At 60.2% G+C, this 18,978-nt stretch carries 15 protein-coding genes; 6 read left to right on the top strand and 9 right to left on the bottom strand.

The window, feature by feature from the left end:
- Window positions 1–85: 85 nt before the first annotated feature.
- A complete protein-coding gene (locus tag HMPREF1257_RS01810) occupies window positions 86–1,954 on the top strand; it encodes a choice-of-anchor I family protein (protein ID WP_023023011.1) in 1,869 nt (622 codons plus the stop codon).
- A gap of 277 nt (window positions 1,955–2,231) precedes the next feature.
- Here the strand turns inward: HMPREF1257_RS01810 and dnaE are convergent, their stop codons facing one another.
- Window positions 2,232–5,804: a DNA polymerase III subunit alpha gene (gene dnaE, locus HMPREF1257_RS01805; RefSeq protein WP_023023013.1), complete on the bottom strand. Its 3,573-nt coding sequence runs from the start codon at window positions 5,802–5,804 to the stop codon at window positions 2,232–2,234.
- A gap of 45 nt (window positions 5,805–5,849) precedes the next feature.
- On the opposite strand from dnaE, the gene rarD reads away from it, so the two are divergent.
- Complete coding sequence (gene rarD, locus HMPREF1257_RS01800; protein WP_023023015.1) at window positions 5,850–6,725, top strand: EamA family transporter RarD; 876 nt, start codon at window positions 5,850–5,852, stop codon at window positions 6,723–6,725.
- A gap of 186 nt (window positions 6,726–6,911) precedes the next feature.
- On the opposite strand, the gene HMPREF1257_RS01795 is transcribed toward rarD, so the two are convergent.
- The 4 genes from HMPREF1257_RS01795 to lspA are packed head-to-tail and all read right to left on the bottom strand — an operon-like array spanning window position 6,912 to window position 9,947.
- Entirely contained in the window at window positions 6,912–7,931 is a 1,020-nt protein-coding gene (locus HMPREF1257_RS01795) for an HNH endonuclease signature motif containing protein (protein ID WP_034659118.1), read from the bottom strand.
- A 60-nt stretch (window positions 7,932–7,991) separates the two neighbouring features.
- Entirely contained in the window at window positions 7,992–8,531 is a 540-nt protein-coding gene (locus tag HMPREF1257_RS01790; protein ID WP_023023019.1) for a hypothetical protein, read from the bottom strand.
- Window positions 8,528–9,454, bottom strand: coding sequence for an RluA family pseudouridine synthase (locus HMPREF1257_RS01785; protein ID WP_023023021.1), 927 nt, complete (start codon window positions 9,452–9,454; stop codon window positions 8,528–8,530). The genes HMPREF1257_RS01790 and HMPREF1257_RS01785 overlap by 4 nt, the downstream gene beginning before the upstream one ends.
- The gene (lspA, locus tag HMPREF1257_RS01780; RefSeq protein ID WP_023023023.1) at window positions 9,447–9,947 is read right to left on the bottom strand and encodes a signal peptidase II; all 501 of its coding nucleotides are present in this window, start codon (window positions 9,945–9,947) and stop codon (window positions 9,447–9,449) included. Before lspA ends, HMPREF1257_RS01785 begins: the two co-directional genes overlap by 8 nt.
- Before the next feature lie 32 nt (window positions 9,948–9,979).
- Between lspA and HMPREF1257_RS01775 the strand changes: the two genes are divergently transcribed.
- Window positions 9,980–10,924, top strand: a complete 945-nt coding sequence (locus HMPREF1257_RS01775) for a hypothetical protein (RefSeq protein ID WP_023023025.1) — start codon at window positions 9,980–9,982, stop codon at window positions 10,922–10,924.
- 2 nt (window positions 10,925–10,926) lie between these two features.
- Here the strand turns inward: HMPREF1257_RS01775 and HMPREF1257_RS01770 are convergent, their stop codons facing one another.
- The gene (locus HMPREF1257_RS01770) at window positions 10,927–11,562 is read right to left on the bottom strand and encodes a hypothetical protein (RefSeq protein ID WP_023023027.1); all 636 of its coding nucleotides are present in this window, start codon (window positions 11,560–11,562) and stop codon (window positions 10,927–10,929) included.
- 106 nt (window positions 11,563–11,668) lie between these two features.
- On the opposite strand from HMPREF1257_RS01770, the gene HMPREF1257_RS01765 reads away from it, so the two are divergent.
- Window positions 11,669–12,583: an asparaginase gene (locus HMPREF1257_RS01765; protein ID WP_023023029.1), complete on the top strand. Its 915-nt coding sequence runs from the start codon at window positions 11,669–11,671 to the stop codon at window positions 12,581–12,583.
- On the opposite strand, the gene HMPREF1257_RS01760 is transcribed toward HMPREF1257_RS01765, so the two are convergent.
- Window positions 12,580–13,965: a DNA polymerase IV gene (locus HMPREF1257_RS01760; protein WP_034659115.1), complete on the bottom strand. Its 1,386-nt coding sequence runs from the start codon at window positions 13,963–13,965 to the stop codon at window positions 12,580–12,582. The genes HMPREF1257_RS01765 and HMPREF1257_RS01760 overlap by 4 nt on opposite strands.
- A 79-nt stretch (window positions 13,966–14,044) precedes the next feature.
- On the opposite strand from HMPREF1257_RS01760, the gene HMPREF1257_RS01755 reads away from it, so the two are divergent.
- The gene (locus HMPREF1257_RS01755) at window positions 14,045–14,689 is read left to right on the top strand and encodes a GntR family transcriptional regulator (protein WP_034659114.1); all 645 of its coding nucleotides are present in this window, start codon (window positions 14,045–14,047) and stop codon (window positions 14,687–14,689) included.
- Window positions 14,686–15,918 carry an MFS transporter gene (locus HMPREF1257_RS01750; RefSeq protein WP_023023035.1) on the top strand — a complete coding sequence of 411 codons (1,233 nt, stop codon included), beginning with the start codon at window positions 14,686–14,688 and terminating at the stop codon, window positions 15,916–15,918. The genes HMPREF1257_RS01755 and HMPREF1257_RS01750 overlap by 4 nt, the downstream gene beginning before the upstream one ends.
- 139 nt (window positions 15,919–16,057) lie before the next feature.
- On the opposite strand, the gene HMPREF1257_RS01745 is transcribed toward HMPREF1257_RS01750, so the two are convergent.
- Together HMPREF1257_RS01745 and HMPREF1257_RS12350 are read right to left on the bottom strand one after the other, a co-directional pair.
- Complete coding sequence (locus HMPREF1257_RS01745; protein ID WP_023023038.1) at window positions 16,058–17,416, bottom strand: hypothetical protein; 1,359 nt, start codon at window positions 17,414–17,416, stop codon at window positions 16,058–16,060.
- 569 nt (window positions 17,417–17,985) lie between these two features.
- The gene (locus HMPREF1257_RS12350) at window positions 17,986–18,234 is read right to left on the bottom strand and encodes a hypothetical protein (protein ID WP_023023041.1); all 249 of its coding nucleotides are present in this window, start codon (window positions 18,232–18,234) and stop codon (window positions 17,986–17,988) included.
- Window positions 18,235–18,978: the final 744 nt, after the last annotated feature.

Genomic DNA, 18,978 nt, shown 5'->3' with positions numbered 1-18,978 from the left:
GATTCACCTAGATTTCATTCCGGTTTAGCGTCACTGTTACGTGGTTTGGAGACAATGGAGTGCTCCACAAGAAAGGACTCTCTCTATGTTTAAGCGCACCTCCATCGGCGTGGCTGCCTGCCTTGCGCTCAGCTGCGCCCCGGCCGCCAACGCGCATATCGTCGATAATGTTTTAGAACGCTCCGCCGACGATGCTGCGGTAAAACTAAGCCCCATCGGCTCCTATGAGGCTGGGGTGATGGGCAAATCAGCAGCGGAAATCGTGGCCTACCACGCCGACTCCCAGCGCATTCTCACGGTGAATGCGCAATCGGGCAAGGTGGATATCCTGGATGCCTCCGATCCCGCCAACCCCACCAAGGTTGCTGAGGTTTCCGCCGGCGGCGATAAGGAAATCAACTCCGTGGCCGTGCGCCCCGATGGCCTCGCCATCGCCGCCGTGCAGCAGGCAGACAAGACCGAAAACGGTGAAGCCTTGATTTTCGATGCCTCCTCCGGCAACGAGCTCGGCCGCGTACCGCTCGGCGCGCTGCCAGATAACGTGCACATCACCAAAGACGGTGCCTATGCATTGACCGCGAATGAGGGCGAGCCCTCCGATGAACTCACCACTGATGGCACCGAATACGCAAAAGATCCAGAAGGTACTGTATCGGTCATCTCCCTGCCAGACGGCGTCCAGGCCCCCTCCGCTGCGGATGTCCGCACCGCTGATTTCCGCGCCTTCGACGGCCCAGATGCAGAACTCGACCCGTCCATTCGCGTCTTTGGCCCAGAAAACCACCACAATAAGCCTTCGCTCGACTTCGAGCCGGAGTATATTTCTTCCGCCGATGGCAAGGCCTATGTCACCTTGCAAGAAAATAACGCCATCGGCGTGGTCGATATCGCCTCCGCCACTGTAGAAAAGGTGCTGCCCGCCCATATCGCGGATCACTCCGTTGTCCCCATCGATCCCTCCAATAAGGACGGCGAGGCAAAGCTGCGCACGATCCCTGTGCATGGGCTATCCATGCCGGATTCGATCGGTGCCTTTCAGACCAACGGCCAGACCTACTTCGCCACCGCCAATGAGGGCGATGCCCGCGATTGGGGCGGCTACACCGATGAGGTCAAACTGAAAGAGCTCGTTGAAGAAGGCCAGGTCTGTGATTCCGTCGATCTGCCAGAAGGCATCGAGGACAAGAAATACGCCGGCAACCTCAAGTTGAGCAATGCCTCTGGGTGGAATGAGGAAAAGGGCTGCTTCGATGGCCTGTATTCCTTCGGGTCCCGCTCCTTTAGCATTTACGATGCTGAGGGCAACGTCGTCTTCGATTCCGGTTCCGACTTCGAGGAAATCACCAAGGACATCGAGGGACTTAACTTCAATGCCGATAACGAAGACCCCGACTTTGACGATCGCTCGAATAATAAAGGCCCCGAACCGGAAGCCCTGACGATTGGAACAGTTGGCGATCGCACCTATGCCTTCATCGGCATGGAGCGCGTGGGCGGCATCTTCGTCTACGACGTCACCGACCCGGCTCATGCCGAGTTCGTCACCTATACCAACAACCGCGATTTCGCCGTGGACTACGACGAGGACAATGTTGCCGCCACCAGCTTGGCCGGCGACTTGGGCCCAGAGGGGTTGGCGTTCGTTGGCAAGGAAGACTCGCCTACTGACGATGCCCTCCTTATCGCCGGCAACGAGGTGTCCGGGACCACTACGATCTTTTCTGTCGCCGATCTTGTCGGTGGCTCCCAGGATGAAGACGGCGAGGCTCCTGACGATGCCCTCGGGGCATGGCTGCCTGATGACGGCTCCAGCAGCATCGCGAAGGGCGTTGGAATCATCGCTGGCATCATTGCACTCGGCGCCATGTTGAGTGGTGTTCTGCACTTCATGCCGCAGGTAGCCGATCAGTTCTATAAGATGCTTCCAGAACCGGTCCGCCAGCTACTTCCGTAGATTTCGGTATTAAAGCGGTGGCGATTGGGGCGAGCAATCAGCTCTTCAGCCACCGCCTACTTGCTCCGCTTGTACTGCATTGCCAGCGGTAATCGCGCGGGAGCTTGTGCGATTTCACAAATCCGAGTCGTGGACGGCACGCCAACTTCTGAGACAGACGCGATTATTCCTCTGCACGCGAGCGGTCTTCACAATTGGCCCACCGTTACCGCAGGTGCAGCGAAATTGCTTTCTCTGAGCGGCGGTAACAGTGTCCATAGAAGGTGCAGGAGAGTTTCTATCCCAAAATACCTGCACCCATCGTGGCCTTCAGGTCTCCCATGAGGTTGCCCGATCGTTCCACGCGGAGGTGCTCACCGAGGACCATGGTGGTGGATTGGTCGCCCTCGACAAGCTCAAGATAGACATCGGACTCACCGTGGTTTTTAACCAAGACCTGCTTGAGTCGGGCGATATTTTCCATCGTGCACTGGTCCGTGCGCATGGTCAGGCGCAGCGGCAGGCTCGCGCCACCGCCTGGGCCCAGCTCGGGAACGCGAATATCGGAACAAAACAGCGACCGGCGCTCATCGCGCACCTTCACGTTGACGCGCGCCAAGATAATGTTGTCTTCCACAATATGCGGCGCCGCCAGCGAATAGACCTTATTGAACACCAAGATCTCTACCTGCGCGCCGTTGTGGTCTTCTACCGTGACAATCGCCCACGGGGAACCATCGCGCTTAGAAAAGCGGCGGTCCACACCGGAGATGATGCCGCCGATGATGAGTTCTTGGCCATTGTGTACCTCATCGTTGAGGATCTTGGTCAACGGCGTATTGGTCTGCGCAGCTAGGGCCTCTTCGAAACCATCGAGTGGGTGGCCAGAAACGTAGAGACCCAGCATCTCTCGCTCGAGTGCCAACTCGTGCTTGCGATCCCACGAGTCGTCCGGAACATCAATGGCAAAGGCACCTTCAGAGGAGGCATCATCGCCGCCGCCGAATCCGGCAAAGAGGTCGAATTGCCCCTTATCCGCCGCCTTCTTGGTGGTCTGCACGGCATCGACGGCGTCCTCGTGAATAAGCATCAGCCCCTTGCGCGGCTGCTGGAAATCATCAAAGGCACCGGCCTTAATCAGCGCCTCGGTCACACGCTTGGAACACGCAGCCAAGTCGATCTTGTCAAGGTAATCACTAAAGGACGTAAACGCTCCCTTAGCCTTGCGGGAGGCAATGATGGATTCAACGACTTCCGAGCCCACATTGCGGATAGCGCCCATACCGAAGCGGATATCCTCGCCCACAGCTTGGAAGTCTTCTTCGGATTCATTCACCGAGGGTGGCAAAACGTTAATGCCCAAGTGGCGGCAGTCCGACAGGTAGATGGCGGATTTATCCTTCTTATCGCCCACAGAGGTCAACAGCGCTGCCATGTATTCCGGCGCGTAGTAGGCCTTAAGATAGGCCGTCCAGAACGAGACCAACCCGTAGCCCGCGGCGTGGGACTTATTAAACGCGTACGACGCGAAGGGCTCGATGGTCCCCCACAGCGCATCCATGGCGGATTTGGAGTAGCCATTTTCTTGCATGCCGCCCCAGAATTTATCGTACTGCTGGGCTAGGACCTCGGGCTTTTTCTTACCCATCGCCTTACGGAACCCGTCTGCCTCACCGGCGGTGTAGTTCGCCACCTTCTGCGAGATACGCATGATCTGTTCCTGGTAGACGATGAGACCATACGTCTCATCCAGGATTTCCTTCAGCGGCTCTTCGAGCTCAGGGTGAATCGGGGTGATTTCCTTGCGCCCGTTCTTGCGGTCGGCGTAGTCCCAGTGGGCATTCACACCCATCGGGCCGGGGCGGTACAGGGCCAAGGAGGCCACGATGTCTTTGAAGCCGGTAGGCTTCATGCGCTTGAGCAGCTCCTGCATACCGCCGGAGTCCAGCTGGAACACGCCCAAGGTATCCCCGCGCGAGAGCAGGTCATAGACCTTGGAGACCTTGGGGTGATCGGCATGCAGCTGCTCGAGTTGCACTTCCTCGCCGCGATTGCGCTTGATGTTTTCGATGGCATCACCAATAACGGTGAGGTTGCGCAGGCCCAAAAAGTCCATCTTCAGCAGGCCAATGGCCTCGCAGGCGGGGTAATCCCAGCCAGTGATATAGGCGCCATCGGCAGGCCGCTTCCACATCGGGATGTGGTCCATCAACCGCACGGAGGCCATAATCACCGCACAGGCGTGCACACCAGCCTGGCGAACGACGCCCTCCAAACCGCGCGCGGTGTCATAAATCTTTTTCACATCCGGGTCGGTTTCCACCATCTGGCGGACCTCGGCGGCCTCGGAATAGCGCTCGTGGTCGGGGTCAGTAATGCCCCGCAGCGGAATATCCTTCGCCATAATCGCCGGCGGCAGCGCACCGTTGATGCGGTCGGCCATCTGAAAGCCGGGCTGGCCAAAGTGCACCTTGGCGGAGTCCTTAATGGCCTGCTTGGTTTTCACCGTGCCGAAGGTAATGACCTGAGCGACTTTGTCCTCGCCCCAGCGCTCGGCGGCGTAGGTAATCATCTCGCCGCGGCGGCGGTCGTCGAAGTCGATATCGATATCGGGCGCGGACGGCCGCTCGGGGTTCAAAAAGCGCTCGAAGAGCAGGTCGTGTTCCAGCGGATCAATATTGGTAATGGTCAGCGCGTAGGCCACGAGCGCGCCCGCCGCAGAACCACGGCCGGGCCCCACGCGGATGCCTACCGACCGCGCGTACTTAATAAGCTCCGCCACGATGAGGAAGTAGGACGGGTAGCCCTTCATCTCAATCACGGAAATCTCGTACTTGGCGCGCTCAATGTAGTCCTCCGGCACCTCGCGCCCAGGGAACCGCCGCTGCAGCCCCTCCATTACCTCGTGCGTCAGCCAGGAAGTGGGCGTGTGGCCCTCAGGGACATCGGCAATGGGCATGCGGTCGTGGGTGTGTTCTTCCCACACCTCGCTGTAGTCCTGGACGCGCTCGGCAATCCACAGGGTGTTATCGCAGCCATCCGGAATCAGGTCGTCCCAGGTCTCGCGCATCTGCGCGGCGGACTTGATGTAGTAGCCGGTACCGCCGAACTTGAAGCGGTCTGGGTCCATAAACGTCTTACCGGTCTGCACGCACAGCATGGCCTCGTGCGCGGGCGCCTGGGATTCCAGCACGTAGTGGCAGTCATTGGTTACCAGCGGTGGCAGGTCCAGCTTGCGGCCGATTTCGAGCAGCCCATCGCGCGTGCGCTTTTCGATGTCCAACCCATGGTCCATCAACTCCAAGAAGAAGTTGTCCTTGCCATAGATGTCTTGCCACATGGCCGCGGCCTCGAGGGCCTCGTTGAATTGACCGAGGCGCAAGCGGGTCTGCACATCGCCGGAGGGGCAGCCGGTGGTGGCGATGATGCCATCGGCATGCTCGGCGATGAGCTCTGCGTCCATGCGCGGCCACTTGCCCAGCTGTCCTTCGTAGGAGGCGAGCGAGGACAGCGTGAACAAGTTGCGCAGACCGGTGGCGTTTTCTGCGATCATCGTCTGGTGCAAATATGCGCCCGAGGCGGAGACATCGTCGCGCTTTTGATCCGGGGTACCCCACAGCACGCGTTTTTTATTAAAGCGCGATTCCGGGGCCATGTAGGCCTCGATGCCGATGATGGGTTTCACCCCGGCGCTGGTCATGCGCTTGTAAAAGGCATCGGATCCATACATATTGCCGTGGTCTGTCATGCCCACGGCGGGCATGTTTTGCTTGACCACCTCATCAGCCAACATATCGACCTTGGCCATGCCGTCCAGCATGGAGAACTCGGTATGGTTATGTAGGTGGACGAAGGAGGATTTTTTGGCCATGCGGTCATCTTAGCGGGGCGGTCAAGATGACGATATTATGCGGTGATGATCTACACTCTCGCCGCATACATCATGTGGGGGTTCTTCCCCGCGTTCTTCCCGCTCCTGCTGCCGGCCACGCCGCTGGAAATCCTCGCCCATCGCGTGTTGTGGACCGCGGTTATCGTCACGGCGTTTTTAATCTGCAGCGGCGGCTGGCGGGAATTGGTGCGCTTGGACAAGCGCACGTGGGGCTGGCTTGCCGCCGGGGGCGTATTCATCACGGTCAATTGGGGGACCTATGTGCTGGCGATTAATACCGATCACGTAGCCGATGCCGCTTTAGGATATTTCATCAATCCCCTGGTATCGGTGGCACTCGGCATGATCTTCTTAAAGGAGCAGCTCCGCCCATGGCAGGCGACCGCAGTCGCCGTGGCGGCAATCGCGGTGCTGTATCTGACCTTCTTTACCGGACAGGCGCCGTATATCTCGCTGTTGTTGGCGGCATCGTTTGGCATTTACGGCCTCATCAAGAAACAGGTGCGGGTATCGGCGGCGGTCTCGGTCGCGGCAGAGTCTTTGGTGGTCTCCCCCGTTGCCATTGCCTATATCGTGTGGATTGAACAGGCAGGCCACGGCACCTTCGTCACGGAAGGCACGCCACACATGATGCTCTTAATCAGTGCCGGCCTTATTACCGCACTGCCGCTATTGTGCTTTGCCCAGGGCGCGCAGACGCTGCGCTTGTCGACGATCGGCATGCTCCAATACCTCACCCCTATCATGCAGATGCTGTGGGCACTCTTTGTCACCCAAGAGCACTTCTCCACGCACCGGTGGATTGGCTTCGGCATCATCGGCGTGGCAGTCAGCATCTACATTGCTGATCTCATCCGCGTTCGCCGCAACGCGCCGCGCAAGAGTGCGCGGCGCAGGTAAGCCGGCACGGGAGAAGGGCGACAGAGCGCTGCGTGCAGGAGTGTGCGGCGCAGGTAACCCGGCGTGCAGAAATTCGCAGCGCGGGAAAACGGCACGCAGAAATGCGCGGCGAATGAGCTCCGCGCTTAGGAATTCGCGGGCGGGAAAGTCGCCGCTGAGGGTTGGGGCCCGGCTCAACGTTGTGGGCTATCTGGGCCCGGTATCGACGAGATCCGGCGGTGGCGGCTGCCAGGGATTTACCCACCGCACGCCGCCGTGCACGCGCTCGAACCGGCCATTGCGGGGGCGGGCCGCGCGGTCGTCGTCATTGCGTCCGTTGTGGTGCGGACACGCTACGGTGAGGTTCTTGGCATTGGTCCAGCCGCCGCCGGCCCAGCTATAGATGTGGTGAACCTGGCACTCATCGGCTGGGCGGTGGCACCCGCGCGCCGGGCAGATGGGGTTTTCGGCGGCGGCCATCATAAATTGCTTCCACGTTGCCCCGCGCCGCATGCGGTACAGGTTCACCGGCCCCTCCACGGGATGGATAAGCGTGATAAAGCCTTCTTCCGCCATCGCGCGCTGGGCCAGCTCGGCGCCGCTTATCTGCGCGCCGTTGGTCATGGTGACCGTCACGTCTTTATCGCCCTGCACAACGGCGCTCAGCTTATCCAGCGGGATTACCACATTGGTGCGCACGGTGGAGGTGGCGGCGGAATGGAAGAGGTCGGCGACATCGGCAAGCGTGCCTGCTTGGTTATGCAGCTCCGCGACGAGGCTGGAGCTGCCCGTAATCGTCAGCGTCCATGGTTTGCCGGCGGCTCGGCGGCGCAGCCGCACCCCGGGTTTGGGCTCGCGCGGCGGGCGCAGCGCGCGCACCTTCTTGCGGGCGAGCTTGTCCATCGCCTGGGTATCGGCCGATACCTGGGCAAGCTCCGCGCGCAGGGCCCAGGCCCGGGCTTGGGTGGGCGCGCGGCGGGCGTGCTTTTCGATGACCTCCAGCGTCGGCAGCGAATGCCCATTGCGCCGCGCTCCCTCGACCGCCCGGCGTTGGCGGCGCGTAAAGCTGGTCGGCCCGAAATAGATCTGGGAAAGGTGGGCTATCGACTCGGCAGCGGCATCCGGCATGCCGACGGCGGTCAGCTCGGAGGCGGGCATATCAGCAGCCTCGGCGAGAATGTCCATCGCCGAGTTTAAAGCCGCAATATATGCCCGAATGTGTTCCATGCCCTCGATGCTAGGCCGCCACCCCACGCCTCGCGCGCCAGAGTGTTCAGGATGGCAAATTTAGCTGGGTGGGCGCACGGCGAAACTACCCCAGGCGGCATCGGCAGGCGCGGGCTCGACGGCGGCGACGGCGGGGAGGGAGGCGACATCGGAAAGCTGGGTGCCCGTGCCCCACACCACGGCGGCGCTGACTGCGCTGGGGCGCTGGCCGTAGGAGGCGCCGATGCGGTCGAAGGTGCGGTTGATCACCGCCGCGCGATCCTCCCCTGCGACGGGCTCCGGCACTGCGATGGGCGCGGTCGAGCCCATAAGGATGGCATCCATGCGCGGAATATCAGTCAACGCAGCGGCGACGGCGACCGGTGGCAACTCGGTATCGAAGGTGACCAGCGCATACGTAGCGGCATCCGGATCGATGTCCATAGAATTGACGCGTTCAATATACTCCGCGCGCGATTCGCCGTCCGGGCCCAGCTGATCGCCTTGCACGCGAGTGGATGCCTGCGTGCCCAGCGTGCCAAAAAGCACCAAAGCCACCACGACAGCCACCAGCACCAGCGCCAGTGCCGCTAGACGGCGGCGCCAATAAAACTTCCTCATCCCTGCAGTCGCTCCAGGGCATGCTGCAGGTCATCGGGGTAGGGCGCGCGGGCCTCGAACCATTTCCCGGTGCCTGGGTGGGTAAAGCCTAGCTGCACCGCATGCAGCCACTGGCGCTCCAGGCCCAGGCGGGCGGAAAGCTGCGGGTTCGAGCCGTACATGGGATCGCCGACGCAGGGATGCCCCGTGGCGGACATGTGGACGCGGATCTGGTGGGTGCGGCCGGTTTCCAAGTGCACCTCGATGAGGCTGGCTTCGCGAAAGGCCTCGATGAGGCGGTAGTGGGTGACCGCGGCCTTGCCATCGTCAAGCACGGCGAATTTCCAGCCCGACTTCGGGTGCCTGCCGATGGGCGCATCGATGGTGCCCTCGATCGGATCGGGCAGGCCCTGGACCACCGCGTGATAGGTCTTTTTCACGGTCCGGTACTTAAATGCCTGCTTGAGCGCCGAATAGGCGCGCCCTGAGGAGGCCACGACCATGACCCCGGAGGTGCCCACGTCTAGGCGGTGGACAATGCCCTGCCGCTCGGTAGGTCCTAGCGAGGCCACGTTATATCCTGCCGCGCGCAGCCCGCCGATGACCGTCGGCCCATCCCAGCCCACGCTTGGGTGCGCGGCGACGCCCACGGGTTTGTGCACGCAGATGATATCGGCGTCGCTATATAAAACGTCCATGCCCTCTACTAGCTCCTCGCGCGGCAGCAGGGGCTTTTCGGGCTCTGGGAGCAGCACCGAGACCACCTGGCCGGACGCTAGGCGCTCGGATTTCCCCAGCTCCTGCGAATCCACGGTGACCCCGCCCTCTGCGCACAGCTGGGCAGTGGCCGAGCGCGAGAGGCCAAGGAGCTTGGCCAGCGCGGCATCGGCACGCATGCCCTCCAAGCCTTCTGGAATGGGAAAACTGCGCAATTGCCTATTCATTTTCCGCCCTCCGTTCCGCGAGCAGCATGGCGCCGATAAAGATGACAACACCGCAGGTAATGGCCGCATCTGCGATATTAAAGACTGCGAACGAGCCGACCGAGATATAGTCCACGACGTGCCCGAACCAGAAGCCCGGGTCGCGGAAGATGCGGTCTGCAAAATTGCCCAATGCCCCACCGGCAATGAGCGCCAGCCCCAGCGCCTGGCCCGTATTGTGGATGCGCGGGGCGGCGATGGCCACGCCTAGGACGAACGCCAATTGAATGGTGGTAAACAGCCAGGTCGATCCCTCGCCGCCGATGGAAAACGCCGCGCCCGGGTTAAAGAGCAGGGTAAACCTGAACCAGTCCCCGATGACATAGTGCGGCACACCCTCCGTCAGGACGGTCAGCATGAGTTGTTTTACGGCTTGATCCACAACCGCCACGGCGATGACCACCGCGGCGATAAGACCTGTCTGACTCCTTCGTTTTTGGCTCACCCACATCATTCTAATCAGGAGCGTCCGGTATTTTGGTAAGCGTGTTTCGAGTCAAAGTTTTTACAACCCTTTCCGCCGTCGCCGTAGCGCTAAGCGCCTGTTCTTATGAGACCCCCGGCCCCGCCGTGGAACAGCCCGTCGGCCTGACTATCGATGCCCCGCGCCTGACCGTCGAAGAGTCCGGAACCGGGGAGAAGAAATTGCTGGAATATCACGACATCGACTCCTCGCAGGAGGTAACCTACCGCGCCACGGAGGGATTTTCGCAGGACTTGCTGAATAAATCCGCCGCTGCCGATTTCCAGGCCGCCGATGTGGATAAGGAGACCACTACCCTGCCGCTTTCGGCTTCCGTGGATAAAGCCACCGAGGACGTCGAGGATCAATTGCCGGCCTCGCGCAACGCGTTTGTCACCGCAGGCGATCCGGAATACTCCGGCGATACCGATATCTCTTCTGCGTCCGGGTTCCAATTTGGCTGGCGCGGCCAAGACAATGGCCAGATGAATTCCCTGCGCTTGGCCGCCCCGCAGGACGCGAGCGATGAGGCGCGCGGCACCGTCGAACAAGCAATCATGAAGCTGACCGCGCTGCCCATCGTTTTCCCAGAGGAAGAGGTGGGCACCGGCGCGACGTGGACGGTGGATTCGCGCGTAACGGGAGAATCCACGCTCTTGCAAACGACCCGCTATACGGTTAAGTCCATCGATGGTGACCGCGTCACGCTATCCGTCGAGGTGGAACAACGCCCTACCCTGGGCGCTTTATCCTTCGAGGGCCAAGCCGAGGGCACGGAGTTGGAGGATAAGGAACTCGACGTGCTGGATTCTTCCACTAATTCCTCGGGCAACGTCACGGTGGATCTGACTAAGCCGCTCCCCGTGGGCGGTGACGTGTCCTTCGATACGAAGGTAACCTACGGCACCGCCGATTCAGACCTGCGCGTCGTGCAATCAAGCCTGACGGAGTTGGCTTTTTCGGAGTAGAGCTACTCGGCGGGGGCCTCTACGGGGGCCTCGGCGGGCGCCTGCTCTGCGCCGGCCGCGGGGGCATCGCCTTGGGCGGGGGCGCCGTCGCCCTCATCATCCGAAAAGACACCCGCACCAGCATCCGCACACATCTCCGGTACCTGCTCAGGCGGCACCGTGTTTTGAATCAGCGTGCAGGCCCAAGTCTTCGATAGTTTCCAAGTGTCGTCCTGGTAAATAAATTCCACCTGGTCCGTCGTCTGCTCCTGGCCATCGGCCGTGGTGAAATTCACCGTGGTCAGCACGGATTGCGGGTCATAGCCGGGCAGGACGGGATCCACGACCGCAAACTCCGCGCCGGATTCTTCCTTGGAGCGCGCCATGGTGTCAAAGATCTCTGGGGCGGATTCGCCGCCTTCCACCGTGGCGGTCTTTTCTTCCTGCGATGCCGCCGGATCCGTAGCCTTTGCCAGGATGGCGTTCAGATCAGCGGCGGACGGCAGCGCGGGAGCCGCGGAGTCGCCGTCGGCGTACGCGGATTCGCTGGATTCACTGTTCTTGGTGGTGTCTTCTTGCTCGTCATCAGAAGAGCAGGCGGACAGGGCGGCCGCCGCGCTCAATGCGAGGCACGCGGCACCAAATTTGCGGAATTTCACTTCTCACTCCTCACGTCTAGGATATAAACTCCCATCAGTTTACATTTGCCCCAGCTGTTCTGGTTCGCGCCTGCCGCCTCGGCGCGTCTTCTTTTATTCTGGATGCATGACTCATCTCGCCCTCATCGCCACCGGCGGCACGATTGCCTGCACCACGGTGCAGGATGGTTCCCTCGTTCCCACCGTTACCGGCGCGCAGCTCGCGGCCGATATCGACGCCGAGGTGGTGGAATTTCGCCAGCTCGATTCCTCTTCTATTACGCTCGCTGACCTCGATGAGCTCATTGCTGTGGTCAACGAGCAGACGGCCCGCTCGGATATTGACGGCGTCATCATCACCCATGGCACCGATTCGATGGAAGAGACGGCGATGGCGCTGGAGATTTTTTGCGCCGGTGATACGCCCATCGTGCTCACCGGCGCGCAGCGCTCCTACGATCACCCGCGCCCAGATGGCCCGCGCAATCTCCGCGATGCGCGCGAGCTCGCCCTCAGCGGACAGCCCGGCGTCTTCATCTGTTTTGGCGGCATGACCATCCCGGCGCGCGGGGCCCGCAAGCAACACACCTTCGACCTGCGCGCTTTTGAGTCCCTGCGGATCCCGGATGCCACCCCGCGGCTGCGGCCGCGCCCCTTGGCGCCGCACCCAGTAGAAATCATCCCTGCCTACCCCGGCGCGGGGCGCGTGCTTGTCGATGCCGCCCGCGCTTCCGCCGCCGGCCTCGTCGTCGAGGCCATGGGCGCGGGCAATATGAGTGGGGACATGGGCCGCGCGGTTGCCGACGCCCTCCGCGACGGCCTCCCCGTCGTCATTTCCACCCGCACCCCGTATGGGGAAACCGCGTTGTCCTATGGCGGCGACGGCGGCGGGGCGAACCTGCATAGCCTGGGCGCGATAAACGCGTGGGCCTTCCGCCCCAGCCAGGCGCGCATCTTGTTGGCAGCGGCGCTGGCCACCGGCACGGCCCCTGCCAAGGTATTCCGGCAGAACCCTGACCCCAAGCGCTACGTTGCGATCTAGTCTTGGGTTTCCAACCAGTCCTGCCAGTCTAAGGACTCGAGCGGGTCCGCCGGCACCAAATCTGGGTCGCTGGCGGCAAAGGATTTCGTGCGGCCGGGTCCGGTGGCGCGGGTTTCAAATCGCACGCTGACCACCCCGTGCCCGGTGCCTTGGATCCAACCGTGGCCAAACTCCGGGTGGTAGACGTCTTGGGTGGCGTGCCATTGATCTTCCACATCGTCTTCGACCACCACGGTGGTCGGCGCCGGTGGCGGGGAGTCATCGCTCACGCCCGTTTCATAATCGGTATCCGGCAGCACGGGCCGCACGATTTCGCGGTCGAGCTCCGGAAAAAGTACGTCTTGGCGCGCGGCTTCCAGCCCGGAATAACTCACCCCGACCAAGCGGATAGGGCCCAATTCATCCGGGTAGCGCGCCAGCTTGAAGGCGGCTGCCGTCAATACCTCCAGGTCATCGGTGGCATAGGCCAGGGTGGTCGAGCGCGATTCGATATGGAAGTCTGCCATCCGCAGCTTTACCGTCACCGTGCGCGCCCCGCGGCCATCTTTAAGCAGGCGGCGGTGCGCGCCCTCGGCCGCGCGGGTAATTGCCGCATCGACATCGGCAACCGTGAGCAGGTCCTTGGGATAGGTGTGCTCCGTGGAAATCTGTTTGGAAATAGCGCGCGGGGCCACCTCCCTATCGTCGATGCCCTGCGCCAGCTGCCACAGCTGCACGCCGACGACGCTGCCGATGGAGATTTCCACCTCCTTTTGGGTCATGGCGGCCAGCGCGCCGATGGTCTCCACCCCGATGCCCTTAAGCTTGGCCTCCGTAACCGGCCCCACGCCCCACAGCTTTCCCACCGCGAGCGGATGCAGCATCTCCAGCTGCTTTTCCGCCGGGATGACATAGGTGCCATCTGGCTTGGCTTCACCGGAGCCGATCTTGGCAAATTGCTTGCCGGAGCCCGCACCAATGGAACACGGCAGGCCCGTTTCCTCACGGATGAGCGCGCGCAGGCCATCCGCCCACTGTTGTACCTCGTCCGCCGTCGCGCCCACCAACGCCTCTGGCTCCATAAAGGCCTCATCGATAGATAGCTGCTCGATCACCTCCACGTGCTGGGAGATGATCTCAAATACCCGGCGCGAGGCCGCCGAATACACCGCCCGGCGCGGGCTGACCACCACCGCGCGCAGGCCCACCAACTGCTGGGCGCGATACATCGGCATCGCCGAGTGCGCGCCGTATTCGCGCGCCTCATAGGACGCGCCGGCGACGACCCCGCGGCCGCCGACCCCACCGACGAGCACCGGCCGGCCTTGCAAAGTCGGTCGGGTCAATTGCTCGACGGAGGCAAAAAACGCATCCATATCGATGTGTAAGACCCAACGTTGCATGCCCTCCAGTCTAAGCCACGCCAACCCCAGAATTGGGAATAGGTTGACGCTTAAACTAACTTGTATGCAAGATGTATGCATGAGCGATACAAGCATGCAGCCTGCCGCGGAGCGGGTTTATGAATTAGTCAAAGAAAGGATCATCGACGGCACCATCGATTCCTCGCAGATGCTGTCAGAGGCCGCACTCGCGGCCGAGGTAGGAGTCAGCCGCACCCCGGCCCACGAGGCTTTCCTGCGCCTAGAGCTCGAGGGCTTTTTGCAGCTTTACCCCAAGCGCGGCGCGCTGGTCGTACCGATTAGCCCCCAAGAAATCCGCGAGGTCTATGAGGCACGCCTGCTTGTCGATGCCCACAGTGCCGAGAAGATCTGCCAGCTGGGCGAGGAAGAACGCGGGGGCATCGCCAAGCGCCTGCAAGAAAACATCGCGGCCCAAGACGCCGCGCTGGATGCCGAAGACCTTCGCGAATACACGCGCCTAGATGCCCAATTCCACCAAATCATCATGGATAGCGCCGGCAATAGCCTGCTAGCCAATGTTGGCCACCAGCTGCGCGAGCGCCAGCAGCGCTTTACCGCCACCGCCATCGGGCGCAATGTGGCACGGGCCCGCGCGTTCGTCGACCAGCACCGCACGCTTGCCGATGCCCTCCTCACCGCCAACCTGCCCGACTATCTCTCCGCACTCCGCTCGCATCTGAAAAATTCGAAGGATCAACTATGAGTCAAGACACCGCCAATCGCGATTGGTTACCCGTCGCCGGCAGCATGGTGGCCGTTGCCTGGGGCGGCAATGAATTTACTCCCCTGCTCGTGATGTACCGCGAGCAATCCCACTTCTCACAAGTCACCGTCAATGGCCTCCTAGCGGCCTACGTCATCGGCATCGTGCCCGCACTGCTCATCTCCGGGCCGCTCTCGGACTATATCGGCCGCCGCCCCACGATGCTGCCCGCCGCACCGCTCTCCCTGGCCGGATCCTTCCTGCTGTCCATCGCTCCCGAAGAGCCCCTCATCATTGCCGCCGGCCGCGTACTGTGCGGCCTCGCCCTAGGCATCGTTATGGCGGTCGGATCCACCTGGATTTCCGAGCTCATCACCCGTTCCGGCGGTGACCCGGCCGCAGGCCCCCGAAAGGCATCGATGTGCCTTACCATGGGCTTCCTCATCGGCGCCGCCCTGGCCTCGGTACTGGCGCAATGGGGCCCGTGGCCTACTCACCTGGCCTATGTCCTGCACATCCTGCTCACCGTCGTCACCGCGGTCTGGCTACTGAAAACCCCCGAAACCCGTCCACCCCGCGGCGAGACCGTCAAAGACACATTCTTGGACTTAAGCATCCGCGATATGCTGCACATGCTGCACATTCCATCCGCTGCACACCGCCGCTTTTCCCGCATCGTCCTTCCCGCCGCCCCCTGGGTATTCGGCTGCGCGGGTGCGGCCTATGCCCTCTTGCCGCAGCTGCTTTCCGATTCCGCCGGCGATGCCCCCATCGCCTTTTCCGGCCTCATGACCGTCATTACGCTGGGCTGCGGGGTTGGCATCCAAATGTTTGGCAAGGTCATTGACACCCACCGCTCCGCCCGGGCCTCCGCCGTTGCCATGGCCGTCATTACCGTCGGCACCATTTTCGGCGCCATCGCCGCGCGCACGCTCTCCCTCCCGCTCGGCATCACCAGCGCCGCCGTCATGGGCGCCGGCTACGGCCTAGCACTTGTCGCCGGCCTTTCCGAGGTCCAGCGCATCGCCGGAAAAGATGACCTCGCTGGCCTTACCGCCGTGTTCTATTCCGTGTCCTATACCGGCTTCTTTATCCCCATGGCCTTTAGCGCTCTCGCACCCTATATCGGCTTCACTGCGCTATTCCTCATCGGCTCCCTGCTCGCCATGTGCTGCCTCATCAACGTGATTCACGGCTGGCGCGCCCACCTGCCCGGCCCGGTGCGCTAGGCCAAGTCCCGTAAAATTTCACCAGAAAACACAGAAACCGGAGCACCCCCTCATGGAGGGCTCCGGTTTAATCACTGCCGGTAGCCAAGTCCGAGCCTCAAGCCCGCACTAATCCGCTCATCCGCTAATTGGGGCGAGATTAGAACTTGAACAGCGAGAAGAAGTTACGCAGTGGTTGCAAGATTCGAGCGAGGCCTGAGTTCTTGTTGAAGAACTTAGCAACACCTTCAACCAAAGCAGCCAGACCAGGAATAGCTTCAAAGACCTTGCCGAATTTAGAGCTGCCCTCTCCAGCACCAGGGGTACCTTCAGCGCCCGGAACCGATGGCTGTGCCGGCTTTGTGGAACCGCTGCCGCCCTCCTTACCATTACCGTCACCAGGGGTCTGCTCGGGTTGCGACTCGCTGCTCTTATCAGCAGCCTTCACGATGAGCTCTACGCTGTTGCTTTCACCGGTTTTCGGATCCGTGACGTGAGGAATTGGAGAAACGGATACCTTGTCACCTGCCATTAGCTTGACGTCTGCAGGTACATCGATTTCGAACGGGACAAACTCACCTGCAGGAACTTGGCCCTCCTGTGCAGACTTTTTCTCTAGCTTCACGACAGTTGTCTGAATCCTTCCGCCGGGGAAATAAGCCTCAATTTCCACCTCTTGGCCCGGGTACAAACGAACCTTACCGGTAACCTTTTTGTCTCCTGCCTTGATGTCATTTACTTCCGCAGTAACAGCAAACGGGAATTCGCCTTCAGAATCCCCAGAATCTGAGCCCTCTTCCTCAGGCACATCCGCAGGTTTAACGACTACTGGTATAGATTTGCTCTTACTATCGTCCGTAGCCAAGGAATCATATAGCGAACTAAAAAATAGTGTTTCACCTGCCTTTAGGTCAATCCCTTCAGGAACGTCGAATTTAAAGGTGACAGCTTTACCTTTAGAGGATCCACCCTCCTCAACAGAGTTTTCCTTTAGTTGTACGTCCGTAGTTAAAGCCCTGAAGTTTGGGAAATTAACTTGAACTCTCTTCTTTTGACCTGGGAGCAAAAACACCGAGCCAGTAATTTCCCTGTCCCCTGCCTTGACATCATCCACCATCAGAGGAGCCTCAGACTGCTGTCCGTCTTCAGCAGAACCCTTTCCATCATCGTCAGACGAAACACCATTGATCCGCGCTTCCCTGACAACCTCAGAATGTGACATACGCTTCAACTCTTCTTCAGAATAAAGTGGAGTGTTGTCCTTCCCCAGGAGACCCCTAGCTGTCTGTGTCATATCGTCAACACTTAGCTCAGTAATCTGTTCCACACTCAACTTGCAGTTACGCTGCAGATGCTCCGCAACGTTGGCATTGATACCAGCATCAAAATCGACGCCGGCTCGGAAGTTCTGTGCGCAGTTAAGATGCTCACCAGCAGCCCAAGCAACTGGGGTAACAGCGGTAGCCACGAGAGATGCAGAGATAGCTGCAGAAGCGAGAACACGCTTTTTGAGTTTCATACGAACCTTCCAAGGGGAGCTACAAGCTACGGGATCTATATACAAAGTCGCGCTTTCAAGAATTCGAAGGCACAAGCGAACCCCGCAGTCAGTCGGATTGCACGACTTTTATCGTGCCATTTACGTTTTTAAACGCAGGATTAGTAAATCATATTGATTTTTCATTCAATAGTACCTCTACTGAAAAGTGTGCGAGATCACTTAATAGCCGCGCCTGTAGTGCAGCGAAACGATTACCAGTATCGAGCCCCGCTCAATAGGGGCGGTCACCGGGTACATGATGTAGCACGAGACTGAAGCAAAACAACCAAAGTCCACTTCTCTACCCCTATTAGCCAAGAGGAGCCGGAGTAGCTCCGAAAAAGAGGGCTCCGGTTTCCGTCTCTACACCGAAAAGCAATCGGAATTTCTGTCCCGCAATTCCGCGCTACCGGGCGCGATTAGAACTTGATGTTGAACGATGCCAAAAAGTCACAGAGTGGCTGCAGCAAGTGAGCGACATCGTGGTTCTGGTTCATTCAGTGGGGTAGCACCTACAACCAGAGCAACCAAGCCACCGAGGCCATCAATTACACCAAAACCGTGCCAAATTTAGAGCCAACTTCTACGCCATCAGAGGCACCATCGTTGCTCGTAACCGACGGCTTTGTCAGTTTGTCGCCAGTGCCGTTGCCCGGAGTGTCTCCCGGCTTCGGTTCCAAGGTCGGCTTACCCGCAGACTCGGACTGCTCAACCTCAGACGACTCAACCGAAGGCTCATTGCCCCCAGTTTCGGTCGGCTGCTCTGGGCACTCAGGCTGCGGCAACACCTCAGGCACATTAGAGTCCTTGGCATTGTCAGGATCTTGCTCTTGGCCCCAGCCTCCTCGGTGGCCTTCACAACAACGATTTTGCCGTTTCCTTTCCCAGTCTTGAAGACTGAAAAGTTCGGCACTGCGGTGACCAATCCCTCATCACCGGTCTTTAGTTAACGCCTTCTGAAACGCCAATTTGAAACGGAATGTCCTGAGTCTCATCACCTTGCAACGGTCCAACAAGAGTCTTCACTGGGTCCTTGCCTAGAAAGTTACCGCGCATTCAACTTTCTGCCCTGAATTTAGGCCCACTTTACCGGTGATCATCTTGCCCCGAGCTGGATGCCGTTCACATCACCCGAAACCTCCGCAGGAGACCCTTGCAGCTCCAATAAGGTCCCCATTCTCCTGCGGCACAATACCTGCCCGGTTATCTGACGTGTCCAGATACGCCAAGATTGGGGAGGGAGGCGCGAGATTGGTTTTTGATACCTTAGAAATTCCAACTCAGTGAAAGTCGGATTACCCTCGTCATCATTTGGCCGTTGAACTACTTCCTTCAGCTCTTCGAAGGCTCAACTTTTAGATCTCACCTGGGGTCATGCCGCAGTGCTTTTGCAGGTATTCGACTACTGCAAATCCGCCCGCATTCCTGAGTTTGGATCGATCAACAGTGCCTGTTTCACAGTTTTAAAAGCAAGCTTCACCGTCAGCAGCTCCAGCGACTAGAGTGACGGCCGGAGCAACGAGAGATACAGGCAGAGCTGC

This window comes from Corynebacterium sp. KPL1814 (assembly GCF_000478175.1).
Lineage (GTDB): Bacteria > Actinomycetota > Actinomycetes > Mycobacteriales > Mycobacteriaceae > Corynebacterium.
This window is presented reverse-complemented; position numbering and strand designations above follow the sequence as displayed.

Coding starts and splice junctions, on each gene's coding strand:
- rarD (WP_023023015.1), top strand. CDS start 5,850: ATGATCTACACTCTCGCCGCATACATCATGTGGGGGTTCTTCCCCGCG.
- HMPREF1257_RS01810 (WP_023023011.1), top strand. CDS start 86: ATGTTTAAGCGCACCTCCATCGGCGTGGCTGCCTGCCTTGCGCTCAGC.
- lspA (WP_023023023.1), bottom strand. CDS start 9,947: ATGATGTGGGTGAGCCAAAAACGAAGGAGTCAGACAGGTCTTATCGCC.
- HMPREF1257_RS01795 (WP_034659118.1), bottom strand. CDS start 7,931: ATGGAACACATTCGGGCATATATTGCGGCTTTAAACTCGGCGATGGAC.
- HMPREF1257_RS01785 (WP_023023021.1), bottom strand. CDS start 9,454: ATGAATAGGCAATTGCGCAGTTTTCCCATTCCAGAAGGCTTGGAGGGC.
- HMPREF1257_RS01765 (WP_023023029.1), top strand. CDS start 11,669: ATGACTCATCTCGCCCTCATCGCCACCGGCGGCACGATTGCCTGCACC.
- HMPREF1257_RS01755 (WP_034659114.1), top strand. CDS start 14,045: ATGAGCGATACAAGCATGCAGCCTGCCGCGGAGCGGGTTTATGAATTA.
- dnaE (WP_023023013.1), bottom strand. CDS start 5,804: ATGGCCAAAAAATCCTCCTTCGTCCACCTACATAACCATACCGAGTTC.
- HMPREF1257_RS01790 (WP_023023019.1), bottom strand. CDS start 8,531: ATGAGGAAGTTTTATTGGCGCCGCCGTCTAGCGGCACTGGCGCTGGTG.
- HMPREF1257_RS01750 (WP_023023035.1), top strand. CDS start 14,686: ATGAGTCAAGACACCGCCAATCGCGATTGGTTACCCGTCGCCGGCAGC.
- HMPREF1257_RS01760 (WP_034659115.1), bottom strand. CDS start 13,965: ATGCAACGTTGGGTCTTACACATCGATATGGATGCGTTTTTTGCCTCC.
- HMPREF1257_RS01745 (WP_023023038.1), bottom strand. CDS start 17,416: ATGAAACTCAAAAAGCGTGTTCTCGCTTCTGCAGCTATCTCTGCATCT.